Raw genomic sequence first — 16,707 nt, 5'->3', positions numbered from 1 at the left:
TTCTCTCCTCAGGCAATTTTGGCCTGACCTGCGATAGTCAACAGTTTGGTGAAGCGCAGTCGTCCATCAAAGGGCGGCTGGCTATACTCTTCTGGATCACGTGTTGTATCGAACTGCGGATCGTACCCCTGACTCAAATAAAGCCGGACGGCCTCTGGCTGGCGAAAGCCCGTGGTCAGATAGATACGGCTATAGCCTGCCAGTAATGCCCGGCGCTCCAGTTCCTGCACCACGTGTGCTGCCAGCCCCTGCTTACGCAGGCCGCTTTTAGTCCAGATACGCTTAATTTCAGCAGTGTCTTTGTCATAGGGTTTGTAGGCCCCGGTGGCGATAATTTCGCCGTCGCGCTCCAGCACCACAAAGATCCCCAGTGGGGCCAGATACCATTCGGTTAGCTCCACTTCCGCATCACGAGAAAAATAATCACCATAACGGGCGGCATATTCACCAAATAGTCCGTTGAGGATCGGCTGTAGCTCAATGGCTTCGGGCGAGACAACACGGAATTGATCGCTCACATTGACCTCCTTAGTCGCCTAAACCGGCCGGGTTAACTTCAGATTGTGGGATACGTTCTACCCCTTCCCCCCAGCGATTCAGCACCTTGTCATAGTCGCCATTGCCGATCACACCGTTAAGGGCAGTTTGTACCGGCAGCACCAGGCCACTGTCTTTTTTCAGCGTGACGGCAATATGTGCGGCTTTCGGCCATCCGCCATCGACGCTGCCCACCAATTGCGTTTTACCATTGAGCGCTGCTTTCCAGGCCCCAATGACATTCGGACCAAAGTAAGCATCTGCACGACCTGACTGTAGCGCCAGCGTCTGAGCCGCATCATCTTTGGTATACACTGGCGTAAACGGTTTTAATCCTTTCTTCAGATTCTCTTCGTTCCACGCCAACAGAATGGCTTCCTGGTTAGTCCCTGAACCGACAATAATGCGCAGTCCGGCAATATCTTCCGCCTGGTTAATTTTCGTCAGCGTGCTGCCGGTTTTGACATAAAAACCAAGGGAGTCCTTACGATAAGTGGCGAAATCGAACTTCTCTTTACGCGCTTTAGTCACAGTGATATTGCTGATCGCCGCATCGTATTTCCCGGACGTCACGCCCAGTGGCCAGTCTTCCCATGAAGTGGGTACGACATTCAGTTCCAGCCCCAGGCTATCGGCAACCAGGCGAGCGATATCGGCCTCACTGCCGATGAGCGTTTTATTATCATCGGCAAATACCGTCAGCGGTGGCTGGCTCAGTCCGGCGATAGCGACCGTGAATTTACCCGGTACAGCCAGGTGCAGATTAGCGGGTAACTGTGCAATCGCCTGTGGATTTTTGGCCGTGTGAATCGGTGTTTTATTGGCCTCCAGGCTCACGCCGGTACCGTTGATGGTGACGTCATTTGCCCAGGCAGTCGCGCTGAAAGCCAGTGACAGCGCAAGAAGTAGTGATTTTTTCTGCATAGCGTTTTTCTCTTATTGTGTGAATTGATTTGCAGGTGTTGCCAGCCCCAGGCTTGCGCGCAGCGTCGTGCCAGGATAGTCGTGGCGAAATAAACCGCGTGCCTGAAGCACGGGAATAACCTGTTCGACAAACCGTGGAAAGGTATCTGGCGTTCCCCCCTGAATGATGAAACCGTCGGCGGCTTTCTCCTCGAACCACTGCTGCAGCCCATCAGCTACCTGCGCCGGCGTTCCGCTAAAACGTGGACGTGGACTGGCCGCTTCCAGCGCCACCTGACGCAGGGTTAATTCCCGTTCCCGCGCATTGCGCTTGATCTCGTCAGTGGTGCTGCGAAAACTGTTTTCTCCGAGGGTGCCAAGATCCGGGAACGGTGCGTCCAGCGGGTACTGGCTAAAATCGTGATGTTCAAAATAGCGTCCCAGGTAATTCAGCGCGTCGGTAATCGACACCAGTGCTGCGGTATTCTGATACTGTTGCTCTACGTCAGCGTCACTGTCGCCAACAATAATGCTGACGCCCTGGAAAATATGCAGCTCATCGGCATGACGTCCGACGGCTTCAAGCTGACTTTTCACATCCTGATAAAATGCTTTGGCTTCAGACAGCGATTCCTGATGGGTGAAAATAGCGTCCGCATGCTGCGCCGCCAATTTTTTCCCATCATGTGATGCCCCTGCCTGAAATATAATCGGGCGACCTTGCGGGGTTCGGCCAATATTTAATGGCCCTGCCACCTGGAAATAATCGCCATGATGGTTCAGGGTGTGCAATTTCTGCGGATTAAAGAACTCGCCACTTGTTTTATTGCGGACAAACGCATCATCTTCCCAGGAATCCCACAGACCTTTCACTACCTGTAAATATTCATCGGCAATGCGATAACGTTGAGCGTGCTCAGGATGCTGGGCACGGGAATAGTTTTTAGCCGAACCCTCCAGTGGGGATGTCACCACATTCCATCCAGCCCTGCCCTGGCTAAGATGGTCCAGGCTGGCAAACTGTCGCGCGGTAGTAAACGGCTCGCTATAGGAGGTAGAAACCGTACCCACCAGGCCAAGATGACGGGTGACGCTTGCCAGCGCAGATAATACCGTCAGCGGCTCAAAGCGATTTAAAAAATGTGGAATCGATTTTTCATTAATATACAGGCCGTCAGCGACAAAAATAAAATCCAGTTTCCCTTTCTCCGCAATATGCGCAGTCTCTTTTACAAAATCAAAATTAATACTGGCATCAGCACGCGCCGCCGGATGACGCCATGCTGACATATTCCCCGAGGCACCATGCAAAATAGTGCCCAGCCGTAGTTGCCGATTTTCAGCCATAGTAACCCCTACCCAACAGGTAAATTAAAGGTGTGTGAATGCCGTTTTTGCTAAATGTGCAAAGTAGTGGGCGGCAGGTTCAATTAACCGTTCATCCGGATTAAACCCCGGATGATGTAATCCATATTCACTGGCACTACCGATGCTAACAAACGCACCAGGCGTATTTTGCAAATAAACGGCAAAATCCTCCCCGCCCATGTGCAGGTCGGCATGATGCGTCGTGTAACCGGACTGTCTGGCGACTTTGGTCGCAATATCGGCCCAGTGCGCGTCATTGACCAGAGCCGTAGGCCCCGCGTGCCAGATAACATCGATCTGTGCGCCAAAGGCGTGGGCAAACCCAGCGGCAATATCACTGACCCGTGATTTGACCTGTTGTTGCACCTCAGCGCGATGTGTCCGCAGCGTCCCTTCCAGCTCAACGGATTCCGGTAGTACGTTCCATGTATTTCCCCCCTGAATTCTGGTTACGCTAAGCACCACCGAATCCAGCGTATTGACCTCACGGCTGGCGACACTTTGTAATACCGTCACCAGTTGACTGGCGAGCAGGATGGCATCTTTTCCCTCGTGTGGACGTGCCGCATGCGCGCCTTTTCCGGTAATACGCAGCACAAAGCGATCCACATTGGCGTAAAACGCCCCTCCTCGGGTGGCAAAATCGCCTACCGCCAGTCCAGGCTCGTTGTGCATGCCAAAAATCGCGGCCACATTTTGCAGGGCTCCGGCACGGATCAGTGTTTTAGCACCCCCAAAACTTTCTTCTGCCGGCTGAAACAAAATACGCACGCGTCCCGGTAGTGTGTTTTCCTCCTGCTTGAGTAACAGTGCGGCGCCGAGCATCACGCTGGTGTGAATATCATGTCCGCAGGCATGCATCACCCCCGGTGTGACGGAGCGAAACGGTACATCGGTGTTTTCTTCTATCGGTAAAGCATCGATATCCGTCCGCAGAGCGATGACATCATCTCCCTGACCAATTTCGGCAACGACACCTGTTTTCAGATTGAACGGCAATAGCGTGACATCTGCAGCATGCAACCAGTCACGAATACGTGCTGTTGTCGCGACTTCCTGGAGGGACAGCTCCGGGTGCTGATGTAACTCGCGACGCCAGTCGATAAGCTGTGAGGCTAATGACATCAGACAACCTCCATCGTACTGTGGGCCTGTGCCAACAGGCGTAGCGATGTCAGACGCGCATGACCTTCGGCAACCGGCGTATCGATAATGAATTCATCAATACCGTATTGCACCTGCCATGAACGCAGTGTTGCCACCACCTCCTGGGCACTCCCCTGCAGTAAGGCCTGCTCACGCCGGGCAATTGTTCGTGGTGCGCTGCCCGCCTGCGCGGCGAAAGCCAGCGCCTGCTCTTCGCTGGCAACGGTGACGCGTTGTCCATCCTCCAGTTCGACGCCCCAGATTTGTACATCTTCCGCCAGTTGCGCAGCCATATCACTGCTGTCAGCCACAATAACCTGCACTGCAACAATCGTTGGACGTGAACTGTTGGCCTGCCAGAAGCTCAACACCTCATGCAGTAACGCTTTATCTCCGTTCAGGTGCGCCGCGAAAATAAAGTTCCAGTCAGACTCTGCCGCCAGGCGTGCACTTTCTACGCTCGCGCCCAGCACAAATCTTTGCGGCGGCGCAGGCGGGAGCGGTGTCGGGAATACTGTCTGCCCGCTTTCGGTCCCGGTCAGCGTCAGCCAGGCGTTCAGTTGAGTAAGCTGGTCGGCAAAACTGCCTTTTTCTTCCTGATGAAGACCCAACTGCAATGCCTGCGTTGACAGCGGTAAGCCGCCTGGCGCTTTCCCGACCCCAAGATCGACACGTCCCGGCGCCAGTGAAGCCAGAAGATTAAAGTTTTCCGCGACTTTGTAGGGGCTATAGTGTTGCAGCATGACGCCACCGGAACCCACACGAATGCGCTGCGTTTGTCCCAGTATCCAGGCGATCACCAGTTCCGGTGATGGGCTGGCAAGTTGCGGCGTATTGTGATGCTCAGCTATCCAAAAACGATGATATCCCCACTCTTCAGCATGTTGTGCCAGGCGTAGCGTGCGGGCCAGTGCGGTGACGGCAGTTTCACCTTCCCCGATGGGGCTTTTGTCCAGAATACTCAGGCGGTATGACATGTTGCAGGCCTATATTTGTTAACATGTCAGTATTATTAAATTATCAAATAACCATATAGAAACATTTAATTCACATTTGCTCAGCTAAAAAACAGATAACCAACCCCGCAGCTATCAGGGATAACGTTCATACCAACAGGAGTCAAACTTCCGGTGTTGAAGGCGGCACAATGCAGAAAAAATGGCTTGTATTTACATACTACAAAATATAATAGGTTTTTTATTGATACTGGAAAGACGGCAACATCCTTTTCCGTTTGAGTTATTTTTACGCTCCCGTTCAGTAATGAATTTAATTTAAGTCAGACTAAACACCTGTCCGTGTTATGCACTTGTATTGATTGTTTCATTTTTATGAAAGAGACACAGGTTACACGCCTTAATTTTTTTATTTTAAATACTTTCACAGAACTGATGATTAGTAGAGAATGCAGCGTTTCTTATTAAAATGGTTTAAAACAGCTTTTTAATATCCCCTGGCATTATTACGGGGATCTTTGTATGAATTATACATACCATCATGGGGCCTTTATGAAAAGTAACATGCCCGTTACACAAATTGAGCACACACTTAACGGTAAAGCGACGCTGCTATCGACGACAGATAAAGAGAGTCATATTACCTATGCAAACTCCGCGTTTATCGATGCCAGTGGTTTTAACGAAAGTCAATTAATGGGTGAACCGCATAATATTATTCGCCATCCGGATATGCCTCCAGCCGCGTTTGCTGACATGTGGTACACGTTGCAGCAAGGTGACAGCTGGACGGGAATGGTGAAAAACCGGCGTCAAAACGGTGATCACTACTGGGTACGAGCCAACGTCACCCCTGTTTGGCACAATGAAAAGTTAACGGGTTACATCTCCGTGCGTACGGTTCCTTCGCGAGACGAAATATCTCAGAGTGCGCAGTTGTATGAAAAAATAAATAATCAACAACTTAGCGGGTTCCGTCTTTTTAAGGGTATTATCATTCGCCGTGGCATATTGGCATGGACTTCAATGTTTAAATGGTTGAGCATTAGTCAACGCGTCAATTATGCTTTGGGAGTCGTTGCCCTGCTCTCTTTGTTATTAATCTTCGCCCCCATAAATCACTTTATTCAATCCGGCGGTTTGCTGGCGTTATTTCTGTTATTTGCCATTTACCTTAAGTGCCAAATTTGTCAGCCAGTTAATACACTATTGACTCAAATGAAGAAAGTCGTATCCGGACGAAAACCCGATAACTGCCATTTAAATCGCGTAGATGAAATTGGCATGTTAATGCGACTGGTTAATCAATCCGGACTTAATCTAAATTCACTGGTTGAAGATGTCAGTACGCAAATATCCGGAATTCGGGCCATCAGTCAACGCGTTTCAAAAGAAGGTAGCGCGCTACATACACGTTCTGAAGAAACATCCGCAGACCTTCAGCAAACAGCTGCCGCCATTGAAGAAATTGGTAGTGCAGTGCAGCAAACTGCAGAAACTGCGGCACATACCATGACGATGGCCGATAAAACCAGCACCAATGCCGCTGAAGGCGGCGATATTATGAAACAAACTATCGCCATGATGCAGTCAATCTCTCGTGATAATGGCCAGATTGTCGACATCATTGGCGTAATTGATAGCATCGCCTTCCAGACAAATATTCTGGCGCTCAACGCAGCTGTTGAGGCAGCGCGTGCCGGAGAGTCCGGGCGAGGTTTTGCCGTCGTGGCAGCGGAGGTGCGCAATCTTGCACAACACTCGGCATCAGCGGCAAAAGAGATCAAACAGCTTATCGAGAAGAACGTCGCTAACGTCAATACCGGCGTAAAAATGGTTGAACAGACAGAAACGCATCTCACCGGGATGATCAGCGATGTGTTACAGATGTCGATGATGATTAAAGACATTAGTCTGGCAACGCGGGAGCAAACTCAGGCGCTGGATCTGATTAATGATTCAATTTCGCGTGTCGGTACCATGACGCACAATAATGCCGAGATGGTAGAGCGTGTCACTGACGCGACTGCCGATTTAACGCAACGCTCATCGCGATTACAGCAGGCCGTACAGGTCTTTGGCGTGTCGGCATAAAGCAAACTGCGCTCATTCTGCTGACGATCAGGATGAGCGCATACCTTCACATTGCCCCCTCATCTATTTTTACTGAATCGAGTCCACATCCCGTCAATTCAGGCCACAGAAAAAAACCACTTCCCCGTGTCCAGGCTTTGCGTCACTTCTCAATTGAATGTAGGATGCTCGGCCGACAGTTTTCCCGCGGTAACACCATGAAGGGTAACGCTGTTTTCGCCGCAGCTGCTGCGGCAAAAAGGATTTTGTAAATTCGTCAGGTTAACAGGAAACGTAATGAACACACACAACACGCAAGCCGCGGAACAACACGCGGCGAAACGACGCTGGTTGAATGCTCACGAAGAGGGGTATCACAAAGCGATGGGTAACCGGCAGGTACAAATGATCGCCATTGGCGGTGCTATTGGTACCGGGTTATTTTTAGGGGCTGGCGCACGTTTACAAATGGCCGGACCCGCTTTAGCACTGGTCTATCTGGTCTGCGGTATTTTTTCATTCTTCATTCTGCGGGCACTCGGGGAACTGGTTTTACACCGCCCTTCCAGCGGCAGCTTTGTCTCTTATGCCCGCGAATTTTTAGGTGAGAAAGCGGCCTATGTGGCTGGCTGGATGTACTTCATCAACTGGGCGATGACCGGAATCGTGGATATCACGGCCGTAGCATTGTATATGCACTACTGGGGCGCATTTGGTGATGTACCGCAATGGGTGTTTGCCCTCGGCGCGTTGGCCATTGTCGGCACCATGAACATGATCGGCGTAAAGTGGTTTGCGGAGATGGAGTTTTGGTTTGCGCTGGTCAAAGTACTGGCTATCGTTATCTTCCTGGTCGTCGGGACGGTTTTTTTGGGAACGGGAAAACCGCTGGATGGTAACACCACGGGCTTTCATTTGATCACCGATAATGGTGGTTTTTTCCCACATGGGCTGCTGCCAGCGCTGGTACTGGTTCAGGGGGTCGTCTTTGCATTTGCCTCCATTGAGCTGGTAGGCACTGCGGCTGGCGAGTGCAAAGATCCACAAACGATGGTGCCAAAAGCGATTAACAGCGTTATCTGGCGAATTGGCCTGTTCTATGTGGGTTCAGTGGTGTTGCTGGTCATGCTGCTGCCGTGGAATGCCTATCAGGCAGGTCAAAGTCCGTTTGTTACCTTCTTTTCGAAACTCGGCGTTCCCTATATTGGCAGTATTATGAATATCGTGGTGCTTACCGCTGCGCTTTCCAGCCTCAACTCGGGCTTGTACTGCACCGGTCGTATTTTGCGCTCAATGTCGATGGGCGGTTCCGCGCCAAAATTTATGGCCAAAATGAGCCGTCAACACGTACCTTATGCCGGGATACTTGCCACGCTTGTCGTGTACGTCGTCGGGGTTTTCCTCAACTATCTGGTGCCTTCGCAGGTGTTCGAGATCGTGCTTAACTTTGCCTCGCTGGGCATCATTGCATCGTGGGCATTCATTATGGTGTGTCAGATGCGTCTGCGTCGGGCCATTAAAGATGGCAAAGCGGCAGACGTTCACTTCAAACTGCCTGGTGCGCCGTTTACGTCCTGGTTAACACTGTTGTTTTTACTGGCTGTGTTGGTGCTGATGGCGTTTGACTATCCGAATGGGACCTACACTATCGCCTCATTACCGCTGATTGCCATTCTGCTGGTTGCTGGCTGGTTTGGTGTACGTAAACGCGTCGCGGAAATCCACCGTACCGCGCCGTAACGCTTTAAGGTAGGTCAGATTTCTGGCCTACCCGTTTGAGCGACTTAGTTTGCTTCAATTAGCTGAGCAACATCATTGCTGTTAATTTCCCGCGCATTCCCGTCCTGATCGGTATAGCTGGTCATTCCCGTATCTTTATCCAGTTTCGGTTTGCCCTGGGTGGTAATAGTTTGTCCGCTTTTCGTCGTCATGACGTAATCGGTGGTACAGCCAGCCAGCGTAAACAGCATTACGCCCGCACAAAGACAGATTAATGGCTTTTTCATGGTATTCCCGTGTTATTCAGTTAGCCGTTGAGGGCGTAGTGTAAGTCTCTGAAGTTTGTCAGGCTACCGATGGGGTGTAACGAGGCGTATCGTGGGGTATAGAGAAATGACAGGAGGGGTTGCCCCCTCCGAATAATTACAGGGCGATACGAATAACATCGTCCGGTTGCGTCGCTTCCTGCTCGCGTGTGGATTTCTGTTTCACACTCACGTACAGGGTTTTGCCATCGGCAGAGAGCGCCAGGCTGTTTGGGAACGTCGGGGTATCGAAGGTTTTAACCACTTTATAGCTTTTCGCGTCGATCACGCTGACTTTACCGGCCTGACGGTGGGTTACATAGGCTTCATTGCGTGTCGGGTTGAACAGTACGGCCAGAGATTCCGGCGCGGCAACTTTTGCCAGCACGTTGCCGTTACGGGTATCGATAACCAGCACTTCCGCTGCTTTGGAGTCAGTGACAAACGCACGATGACCTGCCGTATCAAGGCTCAGGTTAATGAAAAAGTGCTCTTTGCCATCGTCCAGCAATTTTTTGCGGCTGAGAATTTTGTTGGTGGCGGTATCGATGGTAATGAATTCACCATCGGCATTGGCGGTATACAGGCGTTTAGCTTTGCTGTCGACGGCCAGTGCAGTGCTCATTTTACCGGTATTTTGAATCGTGTCCTGAAGTGTGACAGTCTCACCGTCCACGACCCAAATCACGCTATCCTTACCAATTCCGCTGATGTATACCTTATTGGTGGCGTCATCGGCGACCAGTTCACGAGGTTGCAGCGGACGGACGTCTTCAGAACGTTTACGCGCATCCAGTACCAGACGCCCTTTCACCTCACCGGTTTTCGCATCAATCGCCGTCACCGCGCTATTCACGGTATTACCAAACCACAGCGTTTGCGTCGCGTTATTGATGGTCGCGCCAAACGGCTTGAGATCGTTATGAATAACCTGAGTCACTTCAAGCGTAACCGGATCAAGACGGTAAACTATCCCACCTTTATCCAGCTTACGACTCTGCGAGGTGGCCAGCCACAGTGCGTTTTCCTGCTGGCTGTACGCCATTTCGTAGGCGCCTTTACCTACGCCTTTGCGCAGCAGTTCTTCCGCAGCCTGCGTGCTAAATGATGATGCAACCAGCAGTGAACCTAACAGTAAAGAACCACGCAGGCGCGGTGAAAACAGATGACGTAAAGACATGACGACTCCCTTTGATAAATTCAGTTGTTACTGCTTCACAGTGCTTCAATGAGCAAAATCATGGTTTTGCTTTTTAAGAATGAGAATAGTAATCATTATTTATCGCAAAGTGGAGTGTTTATTCACTTTCGGTGAAAACCTTCTTATTTTCTCCATGAATACTCGCTTGCGGCGAAATCAATATTAAAACAGATTGGCTCTATACCCCGTGCCGGATGGCGGCATTGACGCCAAATCTGGCCTACATTGACGCACTATGCAGGCCAGATAAGCGAAGCGCCATCAGGCTGTGACCGTCTTTACCCCCTCGGTATCACTCTTCAGCAAGACGAATGACGACCTTGCCAAAGTTTTTACCAGTCAGCAGACCGATAAAGGTCTCCGGTGCATTTTCCAGACCCTCGGTGACCTGCTCGCGATAGTGGATCTTGCCTTCCTGAACCCAGCGCCCCATTTCTCGCTGAAATTCATGAATGCGGTGACCATAATCCTGACCAATGATAAAGCCCTGCAAGCGGATACGTTTTTTCAGTAATGTGGCCATAAGCAGCGGTAAACGGTCCGGGCCCGTCGGCAGTGATGTGGCGTTATAACCGCTCACCAGACCACACAGAGGAATACGGGCGGAGGTGTTGAGTAACGGCAAAACGGCATCAAAAACTTTACCGCCAACGTTTTCATAATAGATATCAATACCCTGCGGACAGGCTTGTGCCAGTTGGAGTGCGAAATCAGGGGCATGATGATCGAGGCAGATGTCAAAGCCCAGCACGTCGATAGCATGACGACATTTCTCTGCCCCACCGGCCACACCAACGACCCGACAGCCTTTCAACTTGCCAATCTGGCCCACGGTTGCGCCAACAGGTCCGGTTGCCGCAGCGACAACCAGTGTCTCACCGGCTTTTGGCTGGCCAATATCCAGCAGCCCCATATACGCTGTAAAGCCCGGCATCCCCAGCAGACCAAGCGCCCAGGAAGGATGCTCAGGGTGATCACCTAACGTTACCAAATCAGAACCATTAGAGATGGCGAAATCCTGCCAACCGCTATAGCTCAACACCCATTCACCGGGTTTAAAATCCGTATGATTCGATGCCACGACCCGACTGACCGTGCCGCCCACCATCACTGCACCAATCTCAACCGGGGGCGAATAAGACGGCTCGTCGCTCATACGCCCACGCATATAGGGATCGAGTGAGAGGTAGACGTTACGCAGTAATACCTCTCCGTCACCGGGGATCGCGATGGCCTCTTCTTCAAGACGGAAGTTACCGGGCACCGGTGCGCCATGCGGACGTGACGCCAGAACCCAGCGACGATTGCGTTGCATTTGTTGACCCATTGATGTTCTCCTCTGCTTTTAGCATGAATCCATCAATAGTAGACGCGCTATCTCTGTGATGCTTTCACATTAATTGCCTGCGTGATTTAACCGCACAACCAGATAAACGCAGGACTGTGCGGTTTCATTGATAAACCGACAGTCATTTGGCGGCCCCAGCTCCAGGCAGTCCCCGGCTTTCATTTCGTGGCGGGTATCACCTTCCACAAACACCAATTCTCCCTGCTGCAACCAGAGAAGCTGTCGGGCCTGCACGTAAGAAGAGGCGGGCATCGGGATATCACTGCCAGCCGGTAATTCGATTTGCACCAGATCGATTGGCAGATCGCTGCGCGGAGAAACGTGGCGGCGCAAATAGTGGCTTTGCGGATCGTGCCAGACCGGCTGGTCGGCGAAACGCAGCAGTTTACCCTCCTGCATTTCTGCCCGGGCAATCAGCGTGGACATGCTGATACCAAACGCACCGGAAAGCCGTCCCAGTAGCGTCGCCGTTGGACTGCTCTCTGTGCGTTCTATTTTATGGATCATCGCCCGCGACACCCCTGCACGCTCGGCAAGCTCCGTCAGCGACCAGCCGCGAGATTCCCGCTCAATGCGAATTCTTGCACTGATCCGTTGATTTATGCTGTCTTCAATAGTATTCATATTGTAATACTATAGTGAACAACCCCTGAGGTTCAACATGTCAATTCGATTTGCCAGCAAAGACGACTGCGCCGCCATCGCAGAAATCTACAATCACGCCGTACTGCATACGGCTGCAATCTGGAACGATCAAACGGTCGATGCCGAAAACCGTATCTCCTGGTATGAAGCTCGCCAACTGATGGGGTATCCGGTGCTGGTAAGTGAAGAGAAGGGTGTCGTTACGGGGTACGCCTCTTTTGGCGACTGGCGCAACTTTGACGGTTTCCGTCATACCGTCGAACATTCAGTGTATGTGCACCCGGAACATCAGGGACAAGGACTGGGACGCAGGCTGCTCAGCAGACTCATTGAAGAAGCGCGCGCGTGTGGCAAGCATGTTATGGTAGCAGGTATCGAGTCTCAAAATCAGGCATCGCTCCACCTGCACAGCACGCTGGGCTTCACTATTACCGCGCAGATGCCCCAGGTTGGGACGAAATTTGGTCGTTGGCTGGATCTGACTTTTATGCAGTTGCAGTTAGATGACCGCAGCGAACCGGATGCGCGTGGATGAACCAGACGCTGACCCTCTCCTTTCTGATTGCCGCAGGTATTGGTCTGGTGGTGCAAAATACCTTGATGGTGCGCATTACCCAGACGTCATCGACAATCCTCATTGCTATGTTGCTCAACTCACTGGTCGGGATCGTCCTGTTTGTCAGCATACTGTGGTTTAAACAAGGTGCGGCGGGGTTTGGCGAACTGGTTTCCAGCGTTCGCTGGTGGACATTGATCCCGGGTTTACTGGGATCGTTCTTTGTTTTTGCCAGTATCAGCGGATACCAAAACGTAGGCGCCGCCACCACCATCGCGGTGCTGGTCGCCAGCCAGCTTATTGGCGGTCTGGTGCTGGATATTCTGCGTAGCCATGGTGTACCGCTTCGCGCGCTAGTGGGTCCGGTATGTGGTGCGATATTGCTGGTAGTGGGCGCCTGGCTGGTGGCAAGACGTTCGTTTTAATTGCTGCGCTTATCCGGCCTACAGATAACATGCCCGTAGGCCGGATAAGGTGTTTACACCGTCATCGGGCAACGAAAAAAATCAGAGGATCGTGCCGCCCTGGGTCAGTTGCTCACGACGAGCGTCCATATCTTCTTTATGCTGGCGCCCATGATGTGCAATTGCCGTACGCAAACGTTGTTGCTGGGTGTATCGTTCTTCCCGGCTCAGCGCAACATCATCGCTCAGTTCAATCAGCAATTCATTCATATGCGTAATGACGCTGTCTTCAATGGCGGCATCAACACGTGCACTGACCTCATCCAGATGCGACATACTCCCTCCTTAACTCATTAATTTAATTTCGCTTTTGAAAAATCACTGCCCATCAGGCTAACGCTGTATCCGCTGACGTTGCTGCGTGTGGCATAGAAGGTTTTGCCATTCGCCAGCGCAATCCAAGGAGCCTGCTGATAGAAAATTTCCTGCGCCTGCTGGTAAAGCGCGGCGCGTTCTTGCGGTTTGCTCACCAGTTTCGCCTTTTGAACCAGTGAATTATACTCTTTATCACACCAGCGCGCGGCGTTTGACCCGGTTTTTATGCTGTCGCAACCCAGCAGAACATCGGCAAAGTTATCCGGATCACCGTTATCTGACATCCAGCCAAACAACGCAGTATCGTGCTCGCCTTTACGCATCCCGGAGAGATATTCCCCCCATTCCCAGGAGACGATTTTCGCCTTCACACCGACTTTTGCCCAGTCGCTTTGAATCATCTCAGCAATACGACGAGAGTTCGGGTTATATGGGCGCTGCACTGGCATAGACCACAATGTCGCTTCAAAACCGTTTTCCAGCCCCGCTTTCTTCAGCAGTTCTTTCGCTTTCTGTGGGTCGTAATCATAATCTTTCAGGTCTTTATTGAAGCCCATCATATTCGGCGGGATTGGCGATTTCGCCACCGTTCCGGAACCTAAAAAGACCGCATTAATAATGGCTTTTTTATCTGTCGCATAGTTCAGCGCCTGGCGCACCAGTACGTTATCAAACGGCTTTTTCTCCGTATTAAACGCCAGATAACCGACGTTCAGCGCGTCGACCGAATGCAGCGTCAGATCCTTGTTCTTTTTGATTTCATCAAACTGCACCGGTGCTGGCGCGGGAATAATCTGGCATTCGTTGGTTTGCAGTTTCGCCAGTCGTGTCTGTACGTTTGGTGTGATGGAGAAAATCAGATGTTTCGTTGGCACCGCTCCATCCCAGTAGTTCGGGTTTGCCAGATAGCGGATTTGTGAATCCTGCTTGTACTGTTGCAAGACATAAGGCCCGGTACCAATCGGCCAGTTATCGACGTTTTCCGGCGTGCCTTTTTTCAGCATCACATCGGCATATTCTGCCGAAAGAATGGAGGCAAAATCCATCCCCCAGTCAGCAAGAAATGCAGCGTTGGGCTCGTTCAGGACAAACTGAACGTGATAATCATCAACCTTCTTAACCTCTTTAATCAGTTTGTCCAGGCCAACATCGTTGAAATATTCATAGCTACCCTGTGAAACCTTATGGTACGGATGATCGGCATCTTTCTGGCGTAATACAGAGAAAACGACGTCATCGGCATTGAAATCACGGGTAGGTTTAAAGAACTTATTACTATTGAACTTCACGCCCTGACGCAGGGTAAACGTGTAGGTCTTGCCGTCTGGGGAAATTGTCCACTCCGTTGCCAGAGACGGGACCGGGGTATTTTTGACCGGATCGAAGTTGATCAATCGGTTGTACAACACCTGTGAACTGGCGACAAACGACGGACCTGAACTGGCAATTTGGGGGTTAAATGATTCCGGTGATGCTTCAGAGCAGTAAACAATGGTATCAGTACTGGCGGCATATGCCGCACCTGTTGGTAAAACGGCGCTGAGTGCCAGCGCGAGCAGCGTTTTCCTTGCAATCATGGTTATAAGCCTTCTTCTTTTATTATTTACTCGTCTATCAGAGCATAGCTGGCAAAGACGCACTAATAACAAATCTCTATCAGGTTATTCTAATCTGGTGGTTTTCGCTGATTAATTCATCATCGCAGGCGAAATAATTTACCTTAAGTCTTTTTCAAAACGTCAAGATTTTTCCCGATACTCTATGCCATGAAAATTCGCCCCTTTTTGCCTCTCTTCCGACGTTTGCTTACTTTTATTCCCCGTAAAGTAGATGTGTGAAGAAGTCTAAGGGGCAATTACGTGGCAAAAACTCTCTTGCGCAGCGGCAATTTGGATGACTATCAGGCCGTGGGTGGCGGTGGTCAGGCCGTGTTTGATTCAGCACTACAAATTCGTGAAACGCTTCGTCTGCGTAAACAACAGGCGATGGCGGATTGTCTGGCAATCCCACAAGTTAACGACAGTGGCGATCGGGTGGACTGGTATTCCCCGGTTGAAGGAAAGGCTGTCGCGTGGAAAGCCGCTGATGAAGATGCGCGTTTTCGGGCTCTGCGCTATCTGTCCAGTACGCTGGAGAATGCCGCGACTCTGAGTCGAAAAAGCCTGCAATCGGGTAAAACGTCCCTGCAACTGTTTGGTTCACTACTCGACAAAGCCATCCAGTTTCCGGGTGAGAACCACGTGTTCCTGGTTGATGGCAAACCCGTCATTACGTTCTGGGGCTTCGTCAATCTGAATGAAAACACCCGTGACGATGTACTTGATTGCCTGCGCCATACCGATGTTCCGCCGGTTGTATTGGCACCTGAACCGGAGCCGCAAGCCGAAGAAATCCCGGCGGAAATCACTTTCGCCGAGGCCGATACCCCGCTGCTGACAACGGCTATCGAGCTACCGAAACTCGCTGAACCCGAACTCCCTCCCCCGGTCATCGTGAGTGAGCCAGAGATCGCGCCGCCGCCAGTACAGCGTAAGCCCACGCGTCGCCTGCCGCTGTGGAGTCTGCCCGTTGCTGCGGCAGTGATTGCCGCCATTGCTGGGCCGCTATTGTGGAAACAGTACTCAGAATCTCCCGCACCTGCGGTTGCCCCCATTGACGTTGCAAAGGTAGAGAGTAAACAACTACCTGAACTAACACCTTCACTGCCGCTGCATCGGGCTGAAGTTATTCCACCGGTGAAAAAAGAGAAGCCCGTAGAAGGGCCGGTGGTGATTGCCGCCATCCCGAAAGATGCACTGGTAATGGATGCTAACCAGATGAAGGCAGGTACAACTCGTTTTCTTAACGGCAACTGGCGTGTGCTGGTCGATATAAAAGATCCCGTCAGTGGTAAAGCCCCGTCGCTGCGTTATCAAATCCAGGCCAATAAGGGCACTGCCCGCGTCGTGCATGGCGACAATATCGTTTGCCGCGCCGAAATTTTCTCTGGTCTGCATCAATCGGGCGAATTAATGATTAAGAGTCGCGGGAATGCTCGTTGCACGGACGGTTCGCGATACCCTATGCCCGAAATCACCTGTAAAGCAGGAACAAACGACGTCGCAGCTTGTACCGCGCGTTATGACGAACACGCGGAAGTCCCTTTGACGATCAAAAAGATAGGTGCCTGAT

The 16,707-nt window shown here is 51.3% G+C and carries 14 protein-coding genes and 1 pseudogene; 5 read left to right on the top strand and 10 right to left on the bottom strand.

Going from position 1 to position 16,707, the window contains the following annotated elements:
• Nucleotides 1–8: 8 nt before the first annotated feature.
• From ACLJXE_RS12520 to ACLJXE_RS12505, 4 genes and pseudogenes are all read right to left on the bottom strand, one after another.
• A complete protein-coding gene (locus ACLJXE_RS12520) occupies nucleotides 9–518 on the bottom strand; it encodes a GNAT family N-acetyltransferase (protein WP_410751006.1) in 510 nt (169 codons plus the stop codon).
• A gap of 10 nt (nucleotides 519–528) precedes the next feature.
• A pseudogene (locus ACLJXE_RS12515) lies at nucleotides 529–2,787 on the bottom strand (NtaA/DmoA family FMN-dependent monooxygenase).
• Between the two features lie 24 nt (nucleotides 2,788–2,811).
• Nucleotides 2,812–3,933 carry an amidohydrolase gene (locus ACLJXE_RS12510; protein ID WP_410751005.1) on the bottom strand — a complete coding sequence of 374 codons (1,122 nt, stop codon included), beginning with the start codon at nucleotides 3,931–3,933 and terminating at the stop codon, nucleotides 2,812–2,814.
• Complete coding sequence (locus ACLJXE_RS12505; protein ID WP_410751004.1) at nucleotides 3,933–4,931, bottom strand: MsnO8 family LLM class oxidoreductase; 999 nt, start codon at nucleotides 4,929–4,931, stop codon at nucleotides 3,933–3,935. Before ACLJXE_RS12505 ends, ACLJXE_RS12510 begins: the two co-directional genes overlap by 1 nt.
• A gap of 531 nt (nucleotides 4,932–5,462) precedes the next feature.
• Between ACLJXE_RS12505 and ACLJXE_RS12500 the strand changes: the two genes are divergently transcribed.
• Nucleotides 5,463–7,004: a methyl-accepting chemotaxis protein gene (locus ACLJXE_RS12500; protein ID WP_410751003.1), complete on the top strand. Its 1,542-nt coding sequence runs from the start codon at nucleotides 5,463–5,465 to the stop codon at nucleotides 7,002–7,004.
• Nucleotides 7,005–7,280: 276 nt separating this feature from the next.
• Nucleotides 7,281–8,723 carry an L-asparagine permease gene (ansP, locus tag ACLJXE_RS12495; protein WP_137381821.1) on the top strand — a complete coding sequence of 481 codons (1,443 nt, stop codon included), beginning with the start codon at nucleotides 7,281–7,283 and terminating at the stop codon, nucleotides 8,721–8,723.
• Nucleotides 8,724–8,767: 44 nt separating this feature from the next.
• On the opposite strand, the gene ACLJXE_RS12490 is transcribed toward ansP, so the two are convergent.
• The 4 genes from ACLJXE_RS12490 to ACLJXE_RS12475 all read right to left on the bottom strand — a co-directional run bounded on the left by ACLJXE_RS12490 (nucleotide 8,768) and on the right by ACLJXE_RS12475 (nucleotide 12,180).
• Nucleotides 8,768–8,989, bottom strand: a complete 222-nt coding sequence (locus ACLJXE_RS12490; protein WP_043016274.1) for a YgdI/YgdR family lipoprotein — start codon at nucleotides 8,987–8,989, stop codon at nucleotides 8,768–8,770.
• A gap of 136 nt (nucleotides 8,990–9,125) precedes the next feature.
• Nucleotides 9,126–10,187 (bottom strand): YncE family protein, encoded by a 1,062-nt coding sequence (locus ACLJXE_RS12485; protein WP_286630230.1) that lies wholly within the window; start codon nucleotides 10,185–10,187, stop codon nucleotides 9,126–9,128.
• Between the two features lie 313 nt (nucleotides 10,188–10,500).
• Nucleotides 10,501–11,535, bottom strand: a complete 1,035-nt coding sequence (locus ACLJXE_RS12480; protein WP_410751002.1) for an NADP-dependent oxidoreductase — start codon at nucleotides 11,533–11,535, stop codon at nucleotides 10,501–10,503.
• 69 nt (nucleotides 11,536–11,604) lie between these two features.
• Entirely contained in the window at nucleotides 11,605–12,180 is a 576-nt protein-coding gene (locus ACLJXE_RS12475; RefSeq protein ID WP_286630227.1) for a helix-turn-helix domain-containing protein, read from the bottom strand.
• Nucleotides 12,181–12,217: 37 nt separating this feature from the next.
• Here ACLJXE_RS12475 and ACLJXE_RS12470 point away from each other — a divergent pair, with 37 nt between their 5' ends.
• Nucleotides 12,218–12,736, top strand: a complete 519-nt coding sequence (locus ACLJXE_RS12470; protein WP_410751001.1) for a GNAT family N-acetyltransferase — start codon at nucleotides 12,218–12,220, stop codon at nucleotides 12,734–12,736.
• Nucleotides 12,733–13,182, top strand: coding sequence for a DMT family transporter (locus ACLJXE_RS12465; RefSeq protein WP_286630225.1), 450 nt, complete (start codon nucleotides 12,733–12,735; stop codon nucleotides 13,180–13,182). The genes ACLJXE_RS12470 and ACLJXE_RS12465 overlap by 4 nt, the downstream gene beginning before the upstream one ends.
• Nucleotides 13,183–13,263: 81 nt before the next feature.
• Here ACLJXE_RS12465 and ACLJXE_RS12460 read toward each other — a convergent pair whose 3' ends face one another.
• Nucleotides 13,264–13,497 (bottom strand): YdcY family protein, encoded by a 234-nt coding sequence (locus ACLJXE_RS12460; protein WP_286630224.1) that lies wholly within the window; start codon nucleotides 13,495–13,497, stop codon nucleotides 13,264–13,266.
• Nucleotides 13,498–13,514: 17 nt separating this feature from the next.
• Nucleotides 13,515–15,113, bottom strand: a complete 1,599-nt coding sequence (locus ACLJXE_RS12455; RefSeq protein ID WP_410751000.1) for an ABC transporter substrate-binding protein — start codon at nucleotides 15,111–15,113, stop codon at nucleotides 13,515–13,517.
• A gap of 282 nt (nucleotides 15,114–15,395) precedes the next feature.
• Between ACLJXE_RS12455 and ACLJXE_RS12450 the strand changes: the two genes are divergently transcribed.
• Nucleotides 15,396–16,706, top strand: a complete 1,311-nt coding sequence (locus ACLJXE_RS12450; protein ID WP_410750999.1) for an SrfA family protein — start codon at nucleotides 15,396–15,398, stop codon at nucleotides 16,704–16,706.
• Nucleotide 16,707 lies beyond the last annotated feature (1 nt).

This window comes from Citrobacter sp. U14242, assembly GCF_046555775.1.
Lineage (GTDB): Bacteria > Pseudomonadota > Gammaproteobacteria > Enterobacterales > Enterobacteriaceae > Citrobacter.
The sequence above is the reverse complement of the archived record's forward strand: the minus strand, read 5'-3'. Positions and strand labels throughout refer to the sequence as shown.

What these genes read in the sequence shown, in the direction of transcription:
- ACLJXE_RS12460 (WP_286630224.1), bottom strand. Translation starts at nt 13,497, where the DNA reads ATGTCGCATCTGGATGAGGTCAGTGCACGTGTTGATGCCGCCATTGAA.
- ACLJXE_RS12475 (WP_286630227.1), bottom strand. Translation starts at nt 12,180, where the DNA reads ATGAATACTATTGAAGACAGCATAAATCAACGGATCAGTGCAAGAATT.
- ACLJXE_RS12500 (WP_410751003.1), top strand. Translation starts at nt 5,463, where the DNA reads ATGAAAAGTAACATGCCCGTTACACAAATTGAGCACACACTTAACGGT.
- ACLJXE_RS12505 (WP_410751004.1), bottom strand. Translation starts at nt 4,931, where the DNA reads ATGTCATACCGCCTGAGTATTCTGGACAAAAGCCCCATCGGGGAAGGT.
- ansP (WP_137381821.1), top strand. Translation starts at nt 7,281, where the DNA reads ATGAACACACACAACACGCAAGCCGCGGAACAACACGCGGCGAAACGA.
- ACLJXE_RS12465 (WP_286630225.1), top strand. Translation starts at nt 12,733, where the DNA reads ATGAACCAGACGCTGACCCTCTCCTTTCTGATTGCCGCAGGTATTGGT.
- ACLJXE_RS12510 (WP_410751005.1), bottom strand. Translation starts at nt 3,933, where the DNA reads ATGTCATTAGCCTCACAGCTTATCGACTGGCGTCGCGAGTTACATCAG.
- ACLJXE_RS12485 (WP_286630230.1), bottom strand. Translation starts at nt 10,187, where the DNA reads ATGTCTTTACGTCATCTGTTTTCACCGCGCCTGCGTGGTTCTTTACTG.
- ACLJXE_RS12455 (WP_410751000.1), bottom strand. Translation starts at nt 15,113, where the DNA reads ATGATTGCAAGGAAAACGCTGCTCGCGCTGGCACTCAGCGCCGTTTTA.
- ACLJXE_RS12480 (WP_410751002.1), bottom strand. Translation starts at nt 11,535, where the DNA reads ATGGGTCAACAAATGCAACGCAATCGTCGCTGGGTTCTGGCGTCACGT.
- ACLJXE_RS12470 (WP_410751001.1), top strand. Translation starts at nt 12,218, where the DNA reads ATGTCAATTCGATTTGCCAGCAAAGACGACTGCGCCGCCATCGCAGAA.
- ACLJXE_RS12490 (WP_043016274.1), bottom strand. Translation starts at nt 8,989, where the DNA reads ATGAAAAAGCCATTAATCTGTCTTTGTGCGGGCGTAATGCTGTTTACG.